Here is a 19,379-nt window from a genome sequence, read left to right on the forward strand (position 1 = left end):
TCGGGTCCGGTGTCCGGAAACCAGGTAGGTAAGAATTTAATTTATATTATTCAATAAATCCTGGTCCCTGGCCGCTGGCCCCTGCTTCCTTACCCTTCCATCATTTCAACAAACTGGTCAAACAAATATCTTGCGTCGTGCGGACCAGGCGCCGCCTCTGGGTGATACTGAACTGAAAAAGCTGGTACCTCCAAGCAGCGCAGCCCTTCAACTGTGCCATCGTTTAAGTTTATATGTGTTAATTCGATCTTGCCAAAGTCGCTCTTTCCGCTCCAGCCACCCAATGGGATGGTTTGACCTACTCGCCAAGGCCGCTCTGAAACGTCAAAAGATGAGGGGTTGACCGCAAAGCCGTGGTTTTGGCTTGTTATTTCGACTTTCCCCGTCAGCAAGTTTTTAACCGGCTGGTTCCCACCGCGATGGCCAAACTTCAACTTATAAGTCTCGCCACCGATTGCAAGAGAAAGAAGCTGGTGGCCAAGACAAATGCCAAAGATCGGCTTTTTACCCAGTAAATCGCGGGTGGTTTTAATCGCGTAAGTCACCGCTGCTGGGTCACCAGGGCCGTTTGATAAAAAGACGCCGTCAGGGTTCATTGCCATGACTTCTTCTGCAGAGGTCGTAGCAGGTACTACTTTTATTTCACAGCCGACACTTGCAAGGCAACGCAGGATATTTAGCTTTACTCCAAAATCAAAGGCAACTACCTTATATCTACTCTTGCCGTTGCTTTTCCACATATAGGGCTCGCCGGTAGTCACGCCTTTTACCAAATCCAGACCGACTATAGATGGTATATTGCGAGCCTTCTCGACGACCGCAGCTTCGCTATCGCCGCCGATCGAAATTACACCTCTCATTGCACCCATGCTTCGGATATGCTTGGTAAGAGCCCTGGTATCGACTCCCTCGATACCAACAATTCCGTGCTCGGCAAGGAAATCCTGCAGTGACCCATCTGAGCGCCAGTTACTGTAAATCGCTGAGACTTCGCGCACAATAAAGCCTTCAACAAATGGTTTTCTGGATTCAAAATCCTCACTATTTACACCATAGTTTCCAATAAGAGGATAGGTCATGGTAACAACCTGGCCAGCATAGGATGGATCGGTTAATATCTCCTGGTAGCCGGTCATACTGGTATTAAAAACAACCTCGCCGCGTGCTTCACCTTCGGCTCCAAAACCATACCCGTAAAACACTTTTCCATCTTCAAGTGCCAGAATCGCTTTCTTTTTATGCAGTATACCCATTGCTCTCCCTCTTAAGCTTCTAGCTCTGAGCTGCTAGCTCCTAGCAGGAATTACTTTACCCTTTGCCCTGAACCCAGAACCCAGGACCCTATCTCTAATAACTGGATCGCCCGCACTGAATACATCCGTTACAACACCTTTTAGCTTCCATCCGCCGTAGGGAGTGTTAACACTTTTTGACTCAAGCTTAGTAGGATCAACCTCAAGTTCAGCGTTAAGGTCAACTATTACCAGGTCAGCTATATCGCCTACGCCTATGCTACCCTTTGGAATCCCAAGTATCTTTGCCGGGTTGACACTCATTCTCGCTATAGCTTCGCTTAAACTTATTACATCCGCTTCAACAATCTCAGTTAGAATAAGGCCCAGTGTCGTCTCAAGACCTATCATACCAAACGGCGCGTAGTCAAACTCCATCTCCTTCTCATGGCGGGCGTGCGGTGCATGGTCGCTAGCTATAACATCAATCACACCATCTTTTAAACCTTGACGAAGCGCCTCGAGATCTTCTTTTGTGCGAAGCGGAGGGTTTACCTTAAGGTTGGTGTCGTAATCTTTCAAATTTTCATCGGTTAAAATGAGGTGATGCGGCGTAACTTCGCATGTCACCCTAACTCCCCGCTCTTTTGCCCTTCTTACAAGATCAAGACTTCCTGCGGTGCTTAAATGCGCTATGTGAAGCCTACCACCAGTAAGCTCGGCTAAGATAATATCACGAGCGACAATGATTTCTTCAGCCGCTGCGGGTATGCCTTTTAAGCCAAGGACAGTTGACCAATAGCCTTCGTGGATCTGCCCACCGCAGGCCAGATTAGCCTCTTCGGCATGTGATATCACTGGTTTATCCCACATCTTTGTATATTCAAGGGCCCGCCTCATCAGCTGAGCATTCATTACACATTTACCGTCGTCGGAAAAAGCCACAGCACCAGCTTTTATAAGGTCACCCATCTCGGAGAGACGCTCACCCTCAAGTCCTTGCGTGATCGCACCGATCGGGTAGACATTTCCAAAGCCTACATCTGCCGCCTGGCGTTTTATATATTCAACAACTGAAGACGAATCGATCACTGGGTCGGTATTTGGCATGCACGCTACGCTTGTGAATCCACCGCGTGCCGCCGCCCTCAGGCCGCTTTCAACAGTCTCTTCATCGGTTCGTCCTGGGTCACGCAAGTGTACATGCATATCTACCAAGCCAGGAATTACTATTTTGCCGGAGACATCGATTTCCTCTGCGCCTGCCGCAGTTCTTTTGCTTGCCAGATCTTTACTGATGGCAACTACGCGACCGTTTTCTATTAAGATATCAAGTTGTGCATCCACATTGTTTGCAGGGTCGACAACATGGCCGCCTCTTATTAAAAACTTACTCATCGCCTCTAGCACCACCTAAGAGCAGGTACAATACTGCCATTCGAACTGCCACTCCATTTGTCACCTGGGTTGTTATGACCGCCTGCGGCATGTCGGCTATCTCAGGTGCAATTTCAACGCCTCTGTTCATTGGGCCAGGATGCATAAGGATCAAATCTGGCTTTGTCATCTGCAGGCGTTTCTTGTTTATTCCAAAAAGGGCCGCATACTCGCGGAGCGAGGGAAAAAGCGGCTCCCCTTGTCTCTCAAGCTGTATCCTCAACAGATATAAGACATCTATCTCGGGAAGCACCGTATCTATATCATAAGAGACCCTAACACCCAGCAACTCGATATCCTTCGGCATAAGCGTTGGGGGACCGACCACGATAACCTCCGAGCCCATTTTCTTCAAAGCTAAGATGTTTGACCTAGCAACCCGACTGTGCAGGATATCTCCCACTATAGCTACTTTAAGCCCATTTAGCGTGCCGAACTCTTGTCTAATAGTAAACAGATCAAGGAGTGCCTGAGTCGGGTGCTCATGCGAACCATCCCCAGCATTCACCACACTGCAATCCATATATTTTGCAAGAAGCGCCGCCGAACCCGACGCAGCGTGCCTTATGACTACTAAGTCGGCCGCCATCGCTTCGATAGTTTGTGCGGTATCTTTAATGCTCTCACCCTTAACGACTGCACTTGTGCTCTTCGAGATGTTGACTGTATCTGCACTTAACCGCTTGGCAGCAAGCTCAAAAGATGTTCTTGTTCTCGTGCTTGGTTCAAAGAAAAGGGTAATAACTGTGCGCCCCCGCAAAGTCGGGACTTTCTTGATCGGCCGCTTTGATATTTCTTTGAACGATTCAGCCACATCAAGGATTAGCGCTATCTCTTCGCTCGTCAATTGCTCTATGCTTACTAAATCCTTATGTCTTAATCCCAATTTAGCAGTATCCCCTTATCAACTGAGATGCTGGCCCATTGGATAAACCAAAATGCGTACTTATGGCCTGTCAACTCCTGTTTTTGGAGCTTCGCCTAACTCTTCTCCAATAGTAACCTGGTCTTGACCATCAACTTCGGTCACTTTCACCTGCACCCGCTCTTTACGCGAGGTAGGGATATTCTTGCCGACATAATCGGCTCTTATCGGAAGCTCGCGATGGCCTCTGTCTATCATAACGGCAAGCTGCACTGCCGCTGGTCTTCCATAATCCATGATCGCATCCATCGACGCCCTTATTGTGCGGCCAGTATAGAGAACGTCATCGACAAGGATTATTGTCTTGCCTGTAACATCAAACGGAATCTCGGTCTTGTATATCTTCGGGTTCGAATATGTTGTTACATCGTCACGATAAAATGTAACATCAAGCGCGCCGACAGGGAGGTCAACGCCCTCGATTTCCTTTATCTTGTCTGCTAATCTCTGAGCAAAAAAAATACCGCGATTGCGGATTCCAACAATTACTAAGTTCTCCGCACCGCGGTTTTTTTCTAAAATCTCATGGGCTATCCGAGTAATGGCACGCCCCATGGCCTCACCATCCATCACCAGTGCTTTTTCCTTAAAACTCACCAGCCGCCCCCTGTTTTAGCACAAAAAAATACCTTCTCTGCAGGCTGCATGAAGGTAGGCACGTTAAAGAGTAATCTCGGGTATATTCACTTACCATCCCTTACCAGCCTCGCAGGACTAGATTTAAAGGTCGCAATAATAGTATCAAAAAGCCGGATTCTATGCAACCGGTTTTTGATAAGCAATTAATATCTATATAATTATCGGCAAAATCTCGCTTAAAGATAATCCTCATCCTCCATCTCGCGCAATCGCTTGCGCTTACGAAACGGGACAATAATGGCGGTTAAGATTACTAAGCTGCTAAGCAGGTACCAGCCAATATCCCGAAGCTGCATAAGCCAGATGCTTTTAACCTCGCCGCTTGCAAAGCCCTTCCATTTGGCATTTAAATTATCCTGGCTTAAGCCCAAAACCTGCGTGAGGGCATCATTGAAATCTAATCCTTTCTGGAGTTTTTCTATTACCTCATAGAGCTTCGGCTCACCAAACTCATTTACAATGAAATCTATCACCATATATCCTTGTGCATAATCTTGCTTAGTTGCATTGTTATCTAAAGACTGGTTCTCATTCCCAACCAGATCTGGGATATCCCTCGCAAGCGCATACTTAGCTATTTCTGCAGCCTCTATCCCAGGTTTAGACTCATAAATAGCAAGCCCCTCAATGAACCATATAGGAACTGTGTTTACCTTGGGTACGCTGCGCAAAAACATCATGTGACTTATCTCGTGCCTTAAAGTCGTGGTTGAGTTTCCAGCCCCGAGAAGGACTGCTATCATGTTTTGACAAGGTGAGGCATAACCTGCAGCATCCGGTGAAGGGCTTCCGCTTAAGAAGGCGGCTTGATCGGTGTAAATATATAGGTTAATAATCTGGCTCTGGTTATACTTGTAGCGAGAAGCCATCTCAGTATAAATTCTCTCGGCAACATCGCCTATTTGTTCAATATCCGCTCTTTTTGGTGCATAGATTAAAAAGTGTTGCGTACTAAGCGTTGCCCAATCACTTTGTAGGATGATGGCAAATACAAAAGAAGGGGTGAGCATTGAAACAAGAATCGCCATAATTATGACTCTTGCCAATAAGCCTTTAGTGCTCATCACGTGCGATATCGCCTTTTGCATCTAGTCCATGTCCTTAACTATCTCCAGAAGCTCATTGTTGGTAAGTGTGCTAACCATATGTCTATTGCCGTAATAAAACCCATCGTATATGGTATCAGGTTTCATCTCTAGGAAATTTGCCGGAATATAAAAGGTTACTGAATTTTGTAGGTCTTTGAAGAAGATAAACTTGGGCGGTTTATTATATGAAAACGTGACAACTGCGTACGCCTGATCTCTTATCACGGCCATGTCCTTTTCGGATAAGAGGGAATCGCTCGCTGGGCTACCCACCCGCAGAATTATTCGCTCACCAGCGTCGCATACCTTGTCGTATATCTTATCGCCTGGCTTAATAAGCCTCTGGGTGTGGTTGCAATATATCTCTATTTTTATTGGTCTTCCGTATATGGTAACACCGGCACTTCTCTTTGTGAGTTCCAGGTCTTGTTTTTTAGCCTCGGAAGTCACATCTCTATGCTGCAAAGCATTGGATGCTAACTGCTTTGCACAAGACGTCAAAAGAGTCAGAGCAACTACCAGAAGTACCATAATTTTATGCTTTTGTGCTTTTATCTTCACCAGCCTCCTTGACCCTCTCCAATTGGTTAGGTAAACTGGTCAGGTGTAACTTACCAATCATTAACCTACAGGAGCAGACGTGAGACTAAGCTATTCGGCGATTTCAACATACCAGAAATGCCCCCTCTCCTACAAATTTGCCTATATCGATAGGCTACCAACCAAACCATCGCATTACTTAAGTTTTGGTAGCAGCATTCACTCTGCACTAGAATTCTTTTACAACGTGGAGACAGCTGAGCCATGCAGTCTTGAGCGGTTGTTAGAAGAGCTTGATAACGTCTGGGAGAGCGAGGGATACGAGGATGAGGCACACGAGCGGCAATACAAGGAAAAAGGGCGGGCGATACTAACCCAATTCTATAACGAAAACGTCCTTACATTTGCTATTCCGATTGCGGTAGAGAAGCGATTTGCTCTCGATATGGAAGGCATTACACTATCAGGTGTAATCGACCGCATAGATAGGCTCTCAAATGGGGGCATAGAGATCATTGACTATAAAACCAATGATAAGCTTCCACCAAAAACAAAAATGAACACGGATTTGCAGCTTCCTATCTACCACATGGCGGTTGAAGAACTGTACGGAGTCGCCCCGCAAAAAGTCACGCTTTATTTTTTAGTTCCAAATCAAAAGATGAGCACCCGCAAAACTAAAACCGACGTTGCAAAAGCCAGGGATACAATTCTCAAGGTATCAGAAGATATACGTGCCCAAAAATTTGATCCCTTCAAGAACCCTTTGTGCCCTTGGTGTGATTACATAGAATTCTGCCCACTTCATAAAGACGACCCGATTATGCTGGCCAGAGCTGCCGCAAATGGCAAGGTGTCAAATGGGAAGAGCTTAAACGGCACAGCTCCAAAAACGACAATAGCAAAACTAAAGCAAAGTGCAGGCGAGATAGAAAAGGCAGTCGATGAGTATCTGGAGCTAGTGCAAAATATTAATAAGGCCCGCGCCAGGCTAAATGAGCTTCAATCAATCATCCACAACTACTGTGAAGCAAACGGGCTATCCTTGGTCAGAGGCACGCGTGGAGGACTTGCCCGAAGAGTGCATAAGACTACCCACTATAATGTCAAAAAGCTCCGGGAGCTTCTCGAACCCCGTGGCCTTTGGGAGAAAATTCTCGACGTAAACGGGCGACTTTTAAAAGAGCTGCTTGATGATGAAGCATCGCAGGGAGAGCTGCGGAAAATAATCGAAACTGCAAAAGAAGTTGAGGACATAAGCTATGCTTTATACATTAAAGATGAAATAGGAGAAGAATAAAGGTAAAGGGGAAAGCAAAGGCAAGCAATAGCCTCAAATAACAACCACTAAAGTTGCCCTCTAAAACAATATCCTATCAACTTATAAATCAATTTTGCAGCCAAAAAATCACTTGCTGGGTTGCCAGGGATAGGGGCAAGTTCGACTACATCAAAGCCAACCACTTTTTTATGAAAGGTCACCTCACGCAGGACATCAAGGATCTCGTACCAGGTTAAGCCACCCGGCTCCGGAGTACCGACTGCCGGCACCTCAGATGGATCAAAAACATCCATATCGATGGTTATGTATACGGTGTCAGTCAATGCATCGACGATATCCTCTACACCGTAGTAACCGTAGCGATACTGCCTAGCAGTAACCGAAAAAATATTGTTGGTCTTAATAAATCTTGATTCCTCCTTGCTACTGTTTCTTATCCCAACCTGAGCGAAACTTACTCCCTCATCATAGATGCGTTTCATAACGCAGGCATGGCTATATTGAGTATTCTCATACTCGTCACGAAGGTCGGTATGAGCATCAAACTGCAGCACACTAATGTCGGCATAAAAATCTTTGAATGCCTGAACTGCGCCGAGAGTAAGTGAGTGCTCCCCGCCTATCATTACGGGAAATTTCTCAGCCTCAAGGACGTCTAAAAATACACGCCGTACCGTATCAACCTGGTATCTTGGTCCCTCCATATTCGGCATTATCTCGTTAAAAGTATGGATACCTACCTTATCATATATTTCTATATCCAGTTCCTCGTCATATAGTTCAACCTGGCGTGATGCGTTAATAATGGCAAGCGGCCCCTCCCGCGTGCCGGCTTTGAACGAAGTCGTCGAATCGTATGGAAACGGCAGCACCACGACTTTAGACTCCTCAAAGGCATTGTGCTCGCTTATCCCTAAAAAATTAAAGGGAAGAGATGAATACACGTTAAACCTCCAGCAAAAATATAACCTGGCCTACTGGCTGAGCTTTTACCCTATTATACCGTAAACATCTAGAAGCTATCAGTTATCAGCCATCAGCGCTAATAGTTGTTCTTATAGCTGATAGCTTCTAAAAAGCGTTCTCCCCGCCTTCCGGTCTTCGGGAAGCGGGGAGATTAATTGAGTAACATAAAACCCCTTTGTCTCAGCTTACATTTCTAGAATCTAGGAACGTGCTTGACTACAATATCCTCCTTCTTGATGTTAAGCTGCCTGCAAACCGACTCTAGGATTTTCTCGCAGCTCGTGGCGCCGCAGGTAAACACATCAAGGGCCATCTTGCCGTCATCGGCATAAGTATGGATTGAAACGTGGCTCTCATCGAGCATAATAAATGCGGTGCAGCCAGGCGATGAGTTGTGTCCAAAGTGGTATCTGGACTGGTTAATTATATTTGCACCAGCCTCGTTTGCTGCGTTGACAATAGTCTGTAGCAGCTTCTTGTCATCCACGAGGACATCGTAGTCCATGTTGTGGACGTCCACAATTAAGTGATTTCCCTTGTTCATCTCTCAATCCTTTCTAGTTGATCTCCAACCCAACTAAAGTTTCTTTTTCTATAGAAATCCTTATTGGATTGTAAAAACGCTCCAACCAGAAGCGGCAATCCGATGGTTGAGTCTATATACACGGTTGCCATTTGCGCTTCTTTGGAGATTTTACCCCAGGACTGCGCTTCCTCGAATGTGCAACCGCTTAAACCACCCCATTTCGGATCATCGGTAGTAATTTGGATGGCGTACTTGTGCCCGTTTACCTCACGATAACCCATCGTGTCCAACAACGGCTCCAACTGCTGGATATAATTTTTTGGCACGCCCCCGCCAACGTAGATTGCTCCAGTTTCTTCTGCTTGCAGTTTTATCTGGGCAATCTCATAGTTATCCCTAATTTGGTCAATGAACAGGCCTCTCTTTTGCCCGTTTGCATCTTTTTGAGCGTAAAGGTGAGTAAGGCCAATACCTATTGCGCTATCGCAAAGCGCGGGGCAAAAGACCGGGACTCCTTCTTCATAAGCCGCGCGTAGTATCGAATTGGGGTCTTCAATTCTTGAGCCCATGTAGGCTAGAAATTCGCGCGATGAATAGGAGCCAGGTTCAAGCTCTGAAGCTATCTTAGATATGGTTAACTCGACCGTTTCAAAATCCTGGTTGTCGACATACGTGTCATAGATGCGATCGATTTTGAGATCTTCAAGCACCTTGTCGTCGGCATGAGCTGAACCAACATAGTGGTGATAGCCCATGGCCTCGATAAGATCGTGGGTGAGGTTCGCACCGGTTGATACAAGAACATCAACCATGCGCTTTTTAATCATGTCGCGGATTACCTTGCGTAATCCACCCGGAACAATAGCACCAGCTATACCAAGAAAAATAACCGCCTTGTCGTCCCTCATCATATTTTGAAGAACAATTCTTGATTTTGCCAGGTTGCGGCTTTGAAATGACGTTGCCTCAAACCCTTGGAGAAGCTGGTTTAAATCAGCGATATTATCAAGATCCAAATGCTGGATCGGGAATTTTAACAAATCGTGTTTTTTCAACTGACCTCCTCACGGCGCTATACAGTTTTTAATACATGCGTCCACTTTTAGCAAAACCAAGGTACAACCTTGCAAATTCAACCTTTTTATAATAACGCTAAAGTTTCCAATATACAATATATATTTTATGCTAAACAAAAGATTGCATAACAAATGCCTGCCCTAATTAATCAAAAAACTTATAAATTCCGCCTGGTTAATTAGCGCAAGCATGGCTAGAAAACAAACAATAATAAGAATAATAAGATAGAGTGTGGGGGTCAAGAGCTAAATGCTGATGGCTTTTTACGGCACAATAACTTCAAGCACCCCCGGGGCAACTTCAAACTCAATCGGCGTTACCCCTATTATATCGCCGTCGGCCTGAACCGGAATCGTCTCGGCTGATTTTACCTCAATTTTCTTTACCTGCAGGTATGAAACATCTCTAAATCTCAGGTGGAACTGTCCGATCGCTCCTGCTAGGTATTTATAAAGGGAAGCCTTCTGCGTTTTTGAGAAAATGCAGAGATCGAGATAACCATCGTCAGTTGCCGCTTTTGGGGTTACCTTAAAAATGCCACCATAGTAGCGGGTATTTCCAATTACAGCAAACGAGCCTTCATATTGGTTGCCATCTGCTTTGATTTTAAGCAAGGGCGGTTTGTAAAACATCAAGGTCTTGATGGCGGCAACAACGTAGGCTGTGTCTTTCAGCCAGTATTTAAGTCTGAGGTCAAGATTTTCTATAACTGCCGCATCAAATCCTATGCCAGCTACATTAAGAAAATATCTGCCGGTATCTGTTTTTCCTAGATCAATTCGCCTGGTCTTGCCTCTAATTATTACATCAACTGCAGACCGCAAATTTAAGGGAAGGCCTGTCTCCTTCACAAAATCATTGGCAGTTCCGCCGGGGATGACCCCCATTATAGTCCCTGTACCTGCAATCCCGTTAGCGACTTCTGCAATCGTGCCGTCTCCACCAACCGCCACTACCAGCCTGTAGCCATCCTGGTACGCCCTGTGCGCGATATCGATCCCGTGCCCCAACTGAGCAGTAAACTGAAGCTCGGCCGGGTAACCGCGACACGAAAACTCTTCATACGCTGCTACAGCAATTCTCTTTGCGCGCCCTTGCCCTGCGGTTGGATTTGCAATTAGATATACCCCGGTTCTTTGGCCAAGCATTTACAATTTACCTTTCTACTAATTCACCGGTTAGTCGGCTCATCGGCGAACTGTTCCTCAGGATACATTTTTCTGAGTTTATCCAGGACATTCTGTAGGTCCGGGGGAAGCTTATCTTCAAAAAGCATACGCTCACCTGTCCTCGGATGAGTGAATTCAAGTTTATACGCATGCAGGAACTGCCTGTTAAGCCCCAGGTCTCTTTTAGAACCACCTGAACCGTAAAGGGGATCACCAACTACCGGATGGCCGATATATTTCATGTGCACCCGAATCTGGTGGGTACGCCCTGTCTGAAGACTTACTTCAACCAAGCTATAATCATTATACATGGCAAGCACCCTGTAATGGCTAACTGCCTCCCGAGCAGATGTTCCCATAACAGCCATCTTTTGCCTGAACTTTGGACTTCGCCCGATTGGAGCATCAATTGTACCTTTCATTTCCTTAAAGCGGCCATGGACAAGGGTGAGGTAAGTGCGCTTAATTTCCCTGTTCTTTAGCTCCCAACTTAGCTTCTGGTGGGCAAAATCATTTTTCGCGATGATCATAAGACCTGAAGTATCTTTATCCAGGCGATGGATTATTCCAGGCCGGGTAACGCCACCAATGCTGGAGAGCTCTGGTGCATGTGCAAGAAGAGCATTAACCAGCGTGCCGCTGGCATGCCCATGAGCCGGATGAACAACCATCCCGGCTGGTTTGGATAGCACAATAATGTCGCTGTCCTCATACCTGATATCAAGCGGTATAGGTTCAGGTTTTACTTCGGTGGATTCGGGTGGGGGAATGGCAACATCTACCATTTCTCCCGCTTTAAGACGGTAATTTTTATCGGCTTGTCTGCCTTCTACTAAGACTAATCCCTTTTTAATCAGATTCTGGGCTAAACTTCTCGAGGCAATCTCAGGGTTTTTTGCAAGAAATACGTCCAGTCTCTGGCCTGCATCTTCTTGTCCAACAACCAGAGAAAACTCAAAAGTCCCTATCTCCTCGTTATAAGTTCCTCTTTCTGTGAGGTGCATTTAATTGTTCGCCTGTTCTGTCTCAACCCGATTTGATCTGAAGTAATAACCAAATATAACAGTAAGCCCTGTCACCAGCATTATTATACTGAATATTTGGGATGCGCTCATCCCTAGGGCAAAAGTTGGGTTTGTGCGGAAGAACTCGACGATAAACCTTGAAAAGCCGTACATTGAGATATAAATCCAGAACAGCAACCCATCGCTTTTAATCCGAGACCTGGCCCAAAGTAAAATGCCTAAAATAATCAGGTTGTATGTAAATTCGTAAAGCTGGGTTGGATGTAGAGGTATGCCAAGAGGCCTGGCTGATGATTCGCTATTCGTAAATGTGACTCCCCATGGAAGGGACGTTTCTTTCCCGTAGCAACACCCGTTGGCGAAACAACCAAGCCGACCAATTGCTGAACCAAAAGCCAGTGACGGCGCAACCATATCGGCAACTCTGCCGATTGAAAGTCTTCTCTGCCTGACAAAAATCAGAACGGCTAAAGCGCCACCGATTAAGCCTCCATAAAATACAAGCCCGCCCTGCCAAATTGCAAAAACCTGTGCCGGGTTAACAGCAAAGTCGCGCCAATGATCTACTACATAAACCAGTCTTGCACCGATAATCCCGCCAATCATAGCGAAAAGAACTATATCGTATGCAAGATCGGGATAAAAACCTTTTCTCTTTGCCTCGCTTCGAATTAGAAATATGCTAAAAAGGAAAGCAACCGCAATAGCTACGCCATAAGTGTGTATGGTGACCGAGCCTATCTTAAAAAGTATTGGTAACACTATCCCCCACCCTTTTTCCTGGGATTATCCCACCTGAGAAGATTCTTTGCGAGCATTAATTAAAAAGATAATGCTAAGCATTATAGCACCCACGACTATTGACGAGTCGGCCAGGTTAAAGACCGGCCAAATTCGCAGATCTATAAAATCAGTAACTTCTCCTAAAAAAATCCTGTCAATTACGTTACCTACCGCACCTCCAAGCAGCAGACCCAAGGCTAACATCTGCTGGCGGTCCTCCACTTTAGCACGCAGGTAATAGTATACTATTACAGCTATAACCACAATACTTACAACTAGAAAAATGATTTTTTGGTTTGGCAGTAACCCAAATGCAGCCCCAGAATTTCTCACGTGTGTTACATGAATGATCCCCGGAACTAAAGGGTATGAGGAATTGACCGGCATAAGATATCGAATAAAGACCTTTGTAGCCTGATCAAGCACTATTACAAACGCAGCCACTATAAACAAGAACATTAAACCACCAAGAAATAGATTTTATTACTTCTAGTTTAACTCTTTGATTTTTCATTTTCTATTCTCTAGCCTGGAGGGAGGGCCGGGCCTACCAGCTTCTCTCCTCGGCTTTCTTGTCCTCTATGCATAGTTCGGCATAAGGAATGGCTTTAAGCCTTTCCATTTCTATAGGTCTTCCGCACACTCTGCAAAAGCCATACGTACCATCTTCGATTCGCTTTAAAGCTCTATTTACCTGATTCAGAAGGTCTTGAGTATTAAGTGACAGCGAGAGGTCCCTTTGTCTCATGTCTATATTGGTTCCAAGGTCTCCCATGTGATTATCGTAGGAGCTATTTTCACCAGACCACTCCTGTTCTGAATTCTCCAGAGTGGTGTTTATATATTTCAGCTCTTCTTCCAGACTCTCTTTCTCTTTTAACAACCGCTCCCTAAACGCATTCAGCTCCCGCTCGTCCATGGGAAACCCTCCTTAAACTTGCGGCACTCCTCTGAAATCCTCTGGGTAAATCCTGTTCCACGATCTTTGAGGCATCAATCATATTATACCCGTAACGAGCTGATAGCTATCAGACCTGCACCAACACTGAAGCGCACCTGGCACATAGACCCGGATGCTCATGCGATACACCTACCGTCTCTTCATACCGCCAGCACCTTTCACATTTAGCACCAGGCGCCTGTGAAACTTTCACAGCAAAATCCAATATGACCTCGCTTCTAAACGAATCAACCGGGGCCTCAAAATATGGGTATACTTTAACACTCGATACAATCATTACTTGCGCAAGAAGATCTTTAAAAGAGTCTAAAAATTCACGGGTACTATCATCGACATACAGCTCAACCTGTGCCTCTAGTGAGTTACCTATCCTCTTCTCATTTCTCGCCTCTTCAAGCGCTTTTGCAACCTCTCCCCTTATCTTAAGAAGTTTGTTCCATCTGCCATCAAGGTCCACATTTATATATTCTTCATTTGGTGTTGGCCAATCAGATAAATGAACACTCGGCTTACCCCTAACCTCCTCTGGAATGTAAGACCAAATCTCCTCGCATGTAAAGGCAAGTATTGGAGCAAGAACTTTTGTAAATGTGACCAGCATTTTAAAAAGAACAGTCTGAGCTGCCCTGCGTTCAACCGAGCCAGCAGCTGAAGCATACAACCTGTCTTTTATAATGTCGAGATATAATGAACTCAGCTCATTAGTGAAGAAATCATAGACCGAGCGATAGACAGCATGGAACCTGTAGTCATTGTAACTTGCCGTAACATTTTTAAGCAGCCCTGTCATCTCATGAAGGGCCCACTTATCAAGTTCCTGCAGCCTGTCATAATCGACGTCATCAATGCCAGGCTTAAAATCGTAGAGGTTGCCGAGCATAAACCGAAACGTGTTTCTAATCCTTCTGTAAGCTTCCCCAACATGCTTTAAAATATCCGGGGAAATTGCCACATCTACCGTATAGTCGCTAGATGCAACCCAAAGCCTCAATATGTCGGCACCAGACTTCGCGATGACATCCAGCGGATCCACTACATTACCAAGCGATTTAGACATTTTACGGCCTTCGCCATCCACGACAAAGCCGTGTGTCAATACAGCCTCGTATGGGGCTCTATCATGCTCACCGACTGAGGTCATAAGCGAAGACTGAAACCAACCGCGGTGCTGATCGCTTCCCTCTACATATATATCTGCCGGCCACCTGAGCTCAGGGCGGTTCTTAAGAACCGCTTCGTGGCTTACCCCAGATTCAAACCAGACATCAAAAATGTCGGTTTCTTTTGTAAGTGCTCCTCCGCCACATTTAGGACATTTAAATCCTTTCGGCAGGATTTCCTCAGCACTCTTGATAAACCAGGCATCAGCACCATCGGCCATGAAGAGATTAACGACTGCACCTATAGTTTCATCGTTTACGATTTCTTCATGGCAATCGCTGCAATAAAATACCGGTATTGGAACGCCCCAGGAACGCTGGCGCGATATACACCAATCTGGCCTGGTCTCAACCATTCCGGTAATGCGCCTGATGCTCCAATCAGGAATCCAGTTGACCTGGTTTATCGATTTTAAGGCCTCTCCACGCAGGTTGTTAATCTCCATAGAAATAAACCACTGCTCCGTGGCCCTGAAAATAACCGGGTTCTTGCATCGCCAGCAACAAGGATAAGCATGGGTTATCTCGGATGAATAAGGCAAAAGACCCTTGTCCTTCAAAAATTCGATTATCTTTTTATTTGCATCAAAGATAAGCATGCCCGCAAATTGGCCCGCCTCTTTAGTAAAATGCCCTGTTGCATCCACCGGCATTGGGGACGGTAGGTCGTACTTCAACCCAGTCATGTAGTCTTCCTGACCGTGCCCAGGCGCCGTATGCACCGCACCAGTTCCTGTATCAAGTCCGACATAGTCCGCAAGGACCACTACCGACTCTTTTTCTGGAAAAAGTGGGTGTTCGCACTTAAGAAACTCCATCTCGGCACCCTTAAACCGGGCAGCAATATCGTAATTGGCAAGCCCTATCTCTTGAGACACTTCACCTAGCCTGGCCTCAGCAAGGATTAACATCTCATTACCGGATTTTACAGCGATATACCAGGCATCCGGATGAACCGCTACCGCAACATTTGCCGGAAGCGTCCATGGAGTTGTGGTCCAGATAACCACATACTTGGGCTCGTTAAAGCCCCTTAAAGGTTCGAATTCGCTTTTTAAAGGAAACTTCACATAGATGGACGGCGATGAATGTTCTTTGTATTCTATCTCCGCTTCCGCGAGTGCCGTCTGATCTTCAATGCACCAGTGGATTGGCTTGCGGCGCTTGTATACAAGGCCCCGCTTATAAAGCTCGCCAAACACCCTGACGTTTGTTGCTTCGTATTCATGATTAAGCGTAAGATATGGATTAAACCAATCCCCACTTACCCCAAGCCGCATAAACTGCTCGCGTTGCTTATCAACAAAGCTCATCGCATAATCGTGACATAGCTTTCTAAAATCCGCTTGCGAAATAGTCTTCGCTTTTTCGCCGAGTTGCTTCTCAACATTATGCTCAATAGGCTGGCCGTGGCAATCCCACCCAGGAATGTACGGGCTGTCAAATCCAATCATGGTTTTGTATTTTACAATGATGTCTTTAAGAATCTTGTTCATTGCTGTGCCGACGTGTATATTTCCATTTGCATACGGTGGACCATCATGAAGAATAAACTTTTTCTTCCCTTCAGATTCCTTGCGAATCGCGCCGTATAGGTTAATATCGCTCCAGATCTTTAAGGTCTCCGGTTCTCTTTGCGGTAGGTTTGCCTTCATAGGAAAATCAGTCTGAGGCAGGTTTAATGTCACTTTGTAATCCGGCTTAGACGATTCACTCATTATGCCTTTTCACCCCGTAATCATAAATTATTATCTGCAAGACCTATTTGTAATCGATTATAAATTATTTAAATACAAAGTGCCCACGTATAGGCACATTAAAAAGCCCTCTCCCGCTCCATATCGAGAAAGGTTCTTGTTTGCAAGTCCCGAAATAAAGTTAGTTTATTTTGCACGTCGAATAATTATTTTGCGAATAATTCACGCAGGCTATCTATCTAGTACTTCCGCTAAAATCCATAACCTGAGGTCACGACTATCCAGCGCATCGACAAACGAATTGACTTGCTCTCTCAATGCCGAATCTGGCTCATAAACAAAAATGGCCTCACCATCAATCTCTTCTTTCTTTAAGAGACCTTTGACTGCCAGCTCTTCAACGGCCCTCGCAATGTCGTCCTCGCGCCTTCCTAAGTGTCTTGCTAAATCTGTAACCCTATCTCTGACGCTAGGATTCTCATGGTAAAATACTATAACCGCCCACGCCACCAGCGAATCAACATATAAATGGACGAAATCTTTAAGGTTTTTATCGATGGCTTTGCTCATTAAATTTGACACCCGTAAACCCTTGGAGGAATACTAGACACTCTTCATAGCATTCTCTAGATCTGTTTTGACTTTCTCAGGGCTAACTCCCTTTACCAAAATGCTTTTATTCCGACCCTGTTGACCTGATTTTATCGCAACTTGGCGTTTTGGCAAACCTAATATTTTGGATAAAAGCTCGATGCATTCCTCATTTGCTTTGCCATCAACTGGCGGCGACTTTACTGCAATTTTAATATTATTGCCGTGAAGACCCACTATTTTTGTTTTCGAAGCCCTCGGCTGAATCCATACACTCAAAAGCGTACCGTCGTTATAAGGGCTAGCATACATATCGACCAGCTTCTCACCTGCTAGAAAGCTAGCTTATCATAATCGGATTTTTCTATTTTATTTGAATCTTTCGTAACCCTGGCATCTTTAAGAGGAGCTCTGAACGAGGGCTCACTAGAACCTGGGAACACTTCCATAAAATCATCCGGCACATATGTTTCGCCTGTAAAACTACCTGACAGCAAATCTTCTGCTTCTATATCCTTTTCCTCGCTCTTGGCAACACTGAGCTTGGGCAGCTCTTGCTCCTTCGTTGTTTGGTCTAAATCGACAGGCGGTTCGTCGTTAAGCCCAATAATATTATTTCCAATATCAGCTAAAGCGGCCGTACTGTCAGCGATTCTCATATAAGATTCAAGCATGTTCTTGAATTTGCTGCGAAACTCTTCCTCTGCCTGCTTAAGATGATTCAGGGTAGTTTCGTATTTCCGCTTTAGATCATAGGCTTCTTGAAGTATTTCTTTCGCCTTAAGCTCAGCATCTCTTTTGATCAACTCCGCTTCTTTCTGGGCATGCGCTGTTATATCCTCTGCCGATTTTTGCGCCGTTAGCAATGCATTCTGCAGGGTCTTTTCCATTCCCACATAATTTTCAAGGTCTTGTTTTGATTTTTCAATTTCCTCTTTTAGCTCGATATTTTCTTTAAATAACCGCTCGAACTCTTCTGCCACCTCATCCAGAAACTTATCGACTTCTTCCTCATTATAACCACGTATAGACCTATGGAACTCTTTGTGATGAATATCAAGGGGTGTTAGCTTCATCTACGTATCCTCCTTCGAACAGCCGGCAACCACAAATATTTCTTTAATATCTATTACAAATTTCCTTGATCGGACTTTCCTTGCTTACCTGATAAAGAGTGCTAAAGTTGCATTAACCAAGCTATGCACGATTCCAAGTAACAACATCGCTAGAATTGGTGATAGATCCCACCCCATTCCACCGATCGTAATTGGTGGAATAATGTTTCTAACAAGTCTTAATATTGGCTCTGTTATATCATATATAAAGTTAAGGATCGGCCTTGTAATGTTATTTACAGGTACTGGTATCCACGATAACACGATCCTTACCAGAATAAATATCTCTAAAAGCCGAAATACAATGTTTACTATATCAAATATATTAAACGGCACGCACACATCCTCCAACTTAAGCCAATTCCTCGGCTCTTTTTATTGCAGCATTCACTGCTTCTTGTACTATATACCGAAACTCTCGTTTCGAAAATACCCGTAATGCTGCTTCTGTAGTGCCGCCGGGAGACGTGACCATCTCCCTGAGTTCATCGGCCTTTTTCCCGGTCCGCTGCAGCAATGCCGCGGAACCGGCCATAGTTTGCACGACCAGCTTTTGCGCAACGTCTTCTTCAAGCCCAGCCCGAACACCGGCCTCTATTAAAGATTCTACCATCAAAAAGAAGTAAGCAGGCCCGGACCCACTAATGGCCGTTGCCTGATTCTGCAATTCTTCCGATAGCTCGATAACCTCACCAATAGAAGAAAATAGCAAAAGTGCGATTTTAACCGCTTCATCGCTGGCATACTTGCCCCTGCTGATAACAGACATACCTTGCCCAACTAAAGCAGGGGTGTTCGGCATGACGCGAATAACCGCAATTCGCTTACCTATTAAATTATTTATTTTCTTAGTCGTAACGCCTGCAGCTATTGATATAACGAGCTTGTCTTCTGAAAATAAATTTTTTGTTTCAGTTAGTACCTGTTCTATTTGTTGCGGTTTGACAGCTAGCAGAATAATATCGCTATCTTTGACCGCTTCATGGTTATCGGTGGTAAAATTCGCCTGATACTTAGCCTTTAGAGATTCAAGACGCTCAACATTAACATCACTTAGTTTGATCTGCTCCGCTTCCAACACACCCGACTGTATAAAGCCTCTAACAAGGGCTTCCCCCATCTGTCCAGCTCCGATAATAGAGAGCCTTCTGCCCCTTAATAACAAT

The 19,379-nt window shown here is 45.1% G+C and carries 21 protein-coding genes; 1 reads left to right on the forward strand and 20 read right to left on the reverse strand.

All coding sequences use genetic code 11. From position 1 onward, the window contains the following. Nucleotides 1-89: 89 nt before the first annotated feature. The 6 genes from carA to K6T91_02275 form a co-directional block, all read right to left on the reverse strand. Nucleotides 90-1,253: a glutamine-hydrolyzing carbamoyl-phosphate synthase small subunit gene (gene carA / locus K6T91_02250; protein ID MCL6471614.1), complete on the reverse strand. Its 1,164-nt coding sequence runs from the start codon at nucleotides 1,251-1,253 to the stop codon at nucleotides 90-92. Between the two features lie 33 nt (nucleotides 1,254-1,286). Continuing rightward, the gene (locus K6T91_02255; GenBank protein MCL6471615.1) at nucleotides 1,287-2,630 is read right to left on the reverse strand and encodes a dihydroorotase; all 1,344 of its coding nucleotides are present in this window, start codon (nucleotides 2,628-2,630) and stop codon (nucleotides 1,287-1,289) included. Continuing rightward, nucleotides 2,623-3,555, reverse strand: coding sequence for an aspartate carbamoyltransferase catalytic subunit (locus tag K6T91_02260; GenBank protein ID MCL6471616.1), 933 nt, complete (start codon nucleotides 3,553-3,555; stop codon nucleotides 2,623-2,625). The genes K6T91_02255 and K6T91_02260 overlap by 8 nt, the downstream gene beginning before the upstream one ends. A gap of 60 nt (nucleotides 3,556-3,615) precedes the next feature. Next, the gene (gene pyrR / locus K6T91_02265; protein ID MCL6471617.1) at nucleotides 3,616-4,191 is read right to left on the reverse strand and encodes a bifunctional pyr operon transcriptional regulator/uracil phosphoribosyltransferase PyrR; all 576 of its coding nucleotides are present in this window, start codon (nucleotides 4,189-4,191) and stop codon (nucleotides 3,616-3,618) included. A 218-nt stretch (nucleotides 4,192-4,409) separates the two neighbouring features. Next, the gene (locus tag K6T91_02270) at nucleotides 4,410-5,321 is read right to left on the reverse strand and encodes a hypothetical protein (protein ID MCL6471618.1); all 912 of its coding nucleotides are present in this window, start codon (nucleotides 5,319-5,321) and stop codon (nucleotides 4,410-4,412) included. Next, nucleotides 5,322-5,882, reverse strand: a complete 561-nt coding sequence (locus K6T91_02275) for a hypothetical protein (GenBank protein MCL6471619.1) — start codon at nucleotides 5,880-5,882, stop codon at nucleotides 5,322-5,324. A gap of 79 nt (nucleotides 5,883-5,961) precedes the next feature. On the opposite strand from K6T91_02275, the gene K6T91_02280 reads away from it, so the two are divergent. Further along, nucleotides 5,962-7,161, forward strand: a complete 1,200-nt coding sequence (locus K6T91_02280; GenBank protein ID MCL6471620.1) for a PD-(D/E)XK nuclease family protein — start codon at nucleotides 5,962-5,964, stop codon at nucleotides 7,159-7,161. 47 nt (nucleotides 7,162-7,208) lie between these two features. On the opposite strand, the gene speB is transcribed toward K6T91_02280, so the two are convergent. The 14 genes from speB to proC all read right to left on the reverse strand — a co-directional run bounded on the left by speB (nucleotide 7,209) and on the right by proC (nucleotide 19,378). Further along, the gene (gene speB, locus K6T91_02285) at nucleotides 7,209-8,087 is read right to left on the reverse strand and encodes an agmatinase (protein MCL6471621.1); all 879 of its coding nucleotides are present in this window, start codon (nucleotides 8,085-8,087) and stop codon (nucleotides 7,209-7,211) included. A gap of 215 nt (nucleotides 8,088-8,302) precedes the next feature. Then, nucleotides 8,303-8,653, reverse strand: coding sequence for an adenosylmethionine decarboxylase (gene speD / locus K6T91_02290; GenBank protein MCL6471622.1), 351 nt, complete (start codon nucleotides 8,651-8,653; stop codon nucleotides 8,303-8,305). Continuing rightward, the gene (locus tag K6T91_02295) at nucleotides 8,650-9,690 is read right to left on the reverse strand and encodes a deoxyhypusine synthase (GenBank protein ID MCL6471623.1); all 1,041 of its coding nucleotides are present in this window, start codon (nucleotides 9,688-9,690) and stop codon (nucleotides 8,650-8,652) included. The genes speD and K6T91_02295 overlap by 4 nt, the downstream gene beginning before the upstream one ends. 285 nt (nucleotides 9,691-9,975) lie before the next feature. Beyond that, nucleotides 9,976-10,860, reverse strand: a complete 885-nt coding sequence (locus K6T91_02300; protein MCL6471624.1) for a diacylglycerol kinase family lipid kinase — start codon at nucleotides 10,858-10,860, stop codon at nucleotides 9,976-9,978. 23 nt (nucleotides 10,861-10,883) lie between these two features. Beyond that, nucleotides 10,884-11,885 carry an RluA family pseudouridine synthase gene (locus tag K6T91_02305; GenBank protein ID MCL6471625.1) on the reverse strand — a complete coding sequence of 334 codons (1,002 nt, stop codon included), beginning with the start codon at nucleotides 11,883-11,885 and terminating at the stop codon, nucleotides 10,884-10,886. Continuing rightward, nucleotides 11,886-12,668 carry a prolipoprotein diacylglyceryl transferase gene (gene lgt, locus K6T91_02310; GenBank protein MCL6471626.1) on the reverse strand — a complete coding sequence of 261 codons (783 nt, stop codon included), beginning with the start codon at nucleotides 12,666-12,668 and terminating at the stop codon, nucleotides 11,886-11,888. It abuts the gene before it with no gap. A 24-nt stretch (nucleotides 12,669-12,692) separates the two neighbouring features. Next, entirely contained in the window at nucleotides 12,693-13,148 is a 456-nt protein-coding gene (lspA, locus tag K6T91_02315) for a signal peptidase II (protein ID MCL6471627.1), read from the reverse strand. Nucleotides 13,149-13,236: 88 nt separating this feature from the next. After that, a complete protein-coding gene (locus tag K6T91_02320) occupies nucleotides 13,237-13,608 on the reverse strand; it encodes a TraR/DksA C4-type zinc finger protein (GenBank protein MCL6471628.1) in 372 nt (123 codons plus the stop codon). Nucleotides 13,609-13,717: 109 nt separating this feature from the next. Then, nucleotides 13,718-16,528, reverse strand: a complete 2,811-nt coding sequence (gene ileS / locus K6T91_02325; GenBank protein MCL6471629.1) for an isoleucine--tRNA ligase — start codon at nucleotides 16,526-16,528, stop codon at nucleotides 13,718-13,720. A gap of 210 nt (nucleotides 16,529-16,738) precedes the next feature. Continuing rightward, a complete protein-coding gene (locus K6T91_02330) occupies nucleotides 16,739-17,077 on the reverse strand; it encodes a hypothetical protein (protein MCL6471630.1) in 339 nt (112 codons plus the stop codon). A gap of 33 nt (nucleotides 17,078-17,110) precedes the next feature. Next, a complete protein-coding gene (locus tag K6T91_02335; protein ID MCL6471631.1) occupies nucleotides 17,111-17,410 on the reverse strand; it encodes a DUF167 domain-containing protein in 300 nt (99 codons plus the stop codon). 20 nt (nucleotides 17,411-17,430) lie between these two features. Continuing rightward, a complete protein-coding gene (locus K6T91_02340) occupies nucleotides 17,431-18,174 on the reverse strand; it encodes a DivIVA domain-containing protein (protein MCL6471632.1) in 744 nt (247 codons plus the stop codon). A gap of 84 nt (nucleotides 18,175-18,258) precedes the next feature. After that, nucleotides 18,259-18,537: a YggT family protein gene (locus tag K6T91_02345; protein MCL6471633.1), complete on the reverse strand. Its 279-nt coding sequence runs from the start codon at nucleotides 18,535-18,537 to the stop codon at nucleotides 18,259-18,261. Between the two features lie 28 nt (nucleotides 18,538-18,565). Further along, entirely contained in the window at nucleotides 18,566-19,378 is an 813-nt protein-coding gene (gene proC / locus K6T91_02350; GenBank protein ID MCL6471634.1) for a pyrroline-5-carboxylate reductase, read from the reverse strand. Nucleotide 19,379: the final 1 nt, after the last annotated feature.

The organism is Bacillota bacterium, assembly GCA_023511485.1.
Classification (GTDB): Bacteria; Actinomycetota; Aquicultoria; order Aquicultorales; family Aquicultoraceae; genus CADDYS01.

Excerpts from the sequence above, each read along its gene's own strand:
- lspA (MCL6471627.1), bottom strand. The coding sequence starts at position 13,148 with ATGTTCTTGTTTATAGTGGCTGCGTTTGTAATAGTGCTTGATCAGGCT.
- K6T91_02270 (MCL6471618.1), bottom strand. The coding sequence starts at position 5,321 with ATGCAAAAGGCGATATCGCACGTGATGAGCACTAAAGGCTTATTGGCA.
- ileS (MCL6471629.1), bottom strand. The coding sequence starts at position 16,528 with ATGAGTGAATCGTCTAAGCCGGATTACAAAGTGACATTAAACCTGCCT.
- speD (MCL6471622.1), bottom strand. The coding sequence starts at position 8,653 with ATGAACAAGGGAAATCACTTAATTGTGGACGTCCACAACATGGACTAC.
- K6T91_02300 (MCL6471624.1), bottom strand. The coding sequence starts at position 10,860 with ATGCTTGGCCAAAGAACCGGGGTATATCTAATTGCAAATCCAACCGCA.
- K6T91_02255 (MCL6471615.1), bottom strand. The coding sequence starts at position 2,630 with ATGAGTAAGTTTTTAATAAGAGGCGGCCATGTTGTCGACCCTGCAAAC.
- carA (MCL6471614.1), bottom strand. The coding sequence starts at position 1,253 with ATGGGTATACTGCATAAAAAGAAAGCGATTCTGGCACTTGAAGATGGA.
- K6T91_02320 (MCL6471628.1), bottom strand. The coding sequence starts at position 13,608 with ATGGACGAGCGGGAGCTGAATGCGTTTAGGGAGCGGTTGTTAAAAGAG.
- K6T91_02335 (MCL6471631.1), bottom strand. The coding sequence starts at position 17,410 with ATGTATGCTAGCCCTTATAACGACGGTACGCTTTTGAGTGTATGGATT.
- K6T91_02340 (MCL6471632.1), bottom strand. The coding sequence starts at position 18,174 with ATGAAGCTAACACCCCTTGATATTCATCACAAAGAGTTCCATAGGTCT.
- K6T91_02330 (MCL6471630.1), bottom strand. The coding sequence starts at position 17,077 with ATGAGCAAAGCCATCGATAAAAACCTTAAAGATTTCGTCCATTTATAT.
- K6T91_02305 (MCL6471625.1), bottom strand. The coding sequence starts at position 11,885 with ATGCACCTCACAGAAAGAGGAACTTATAACGAGGAGATAGGGACTTTT.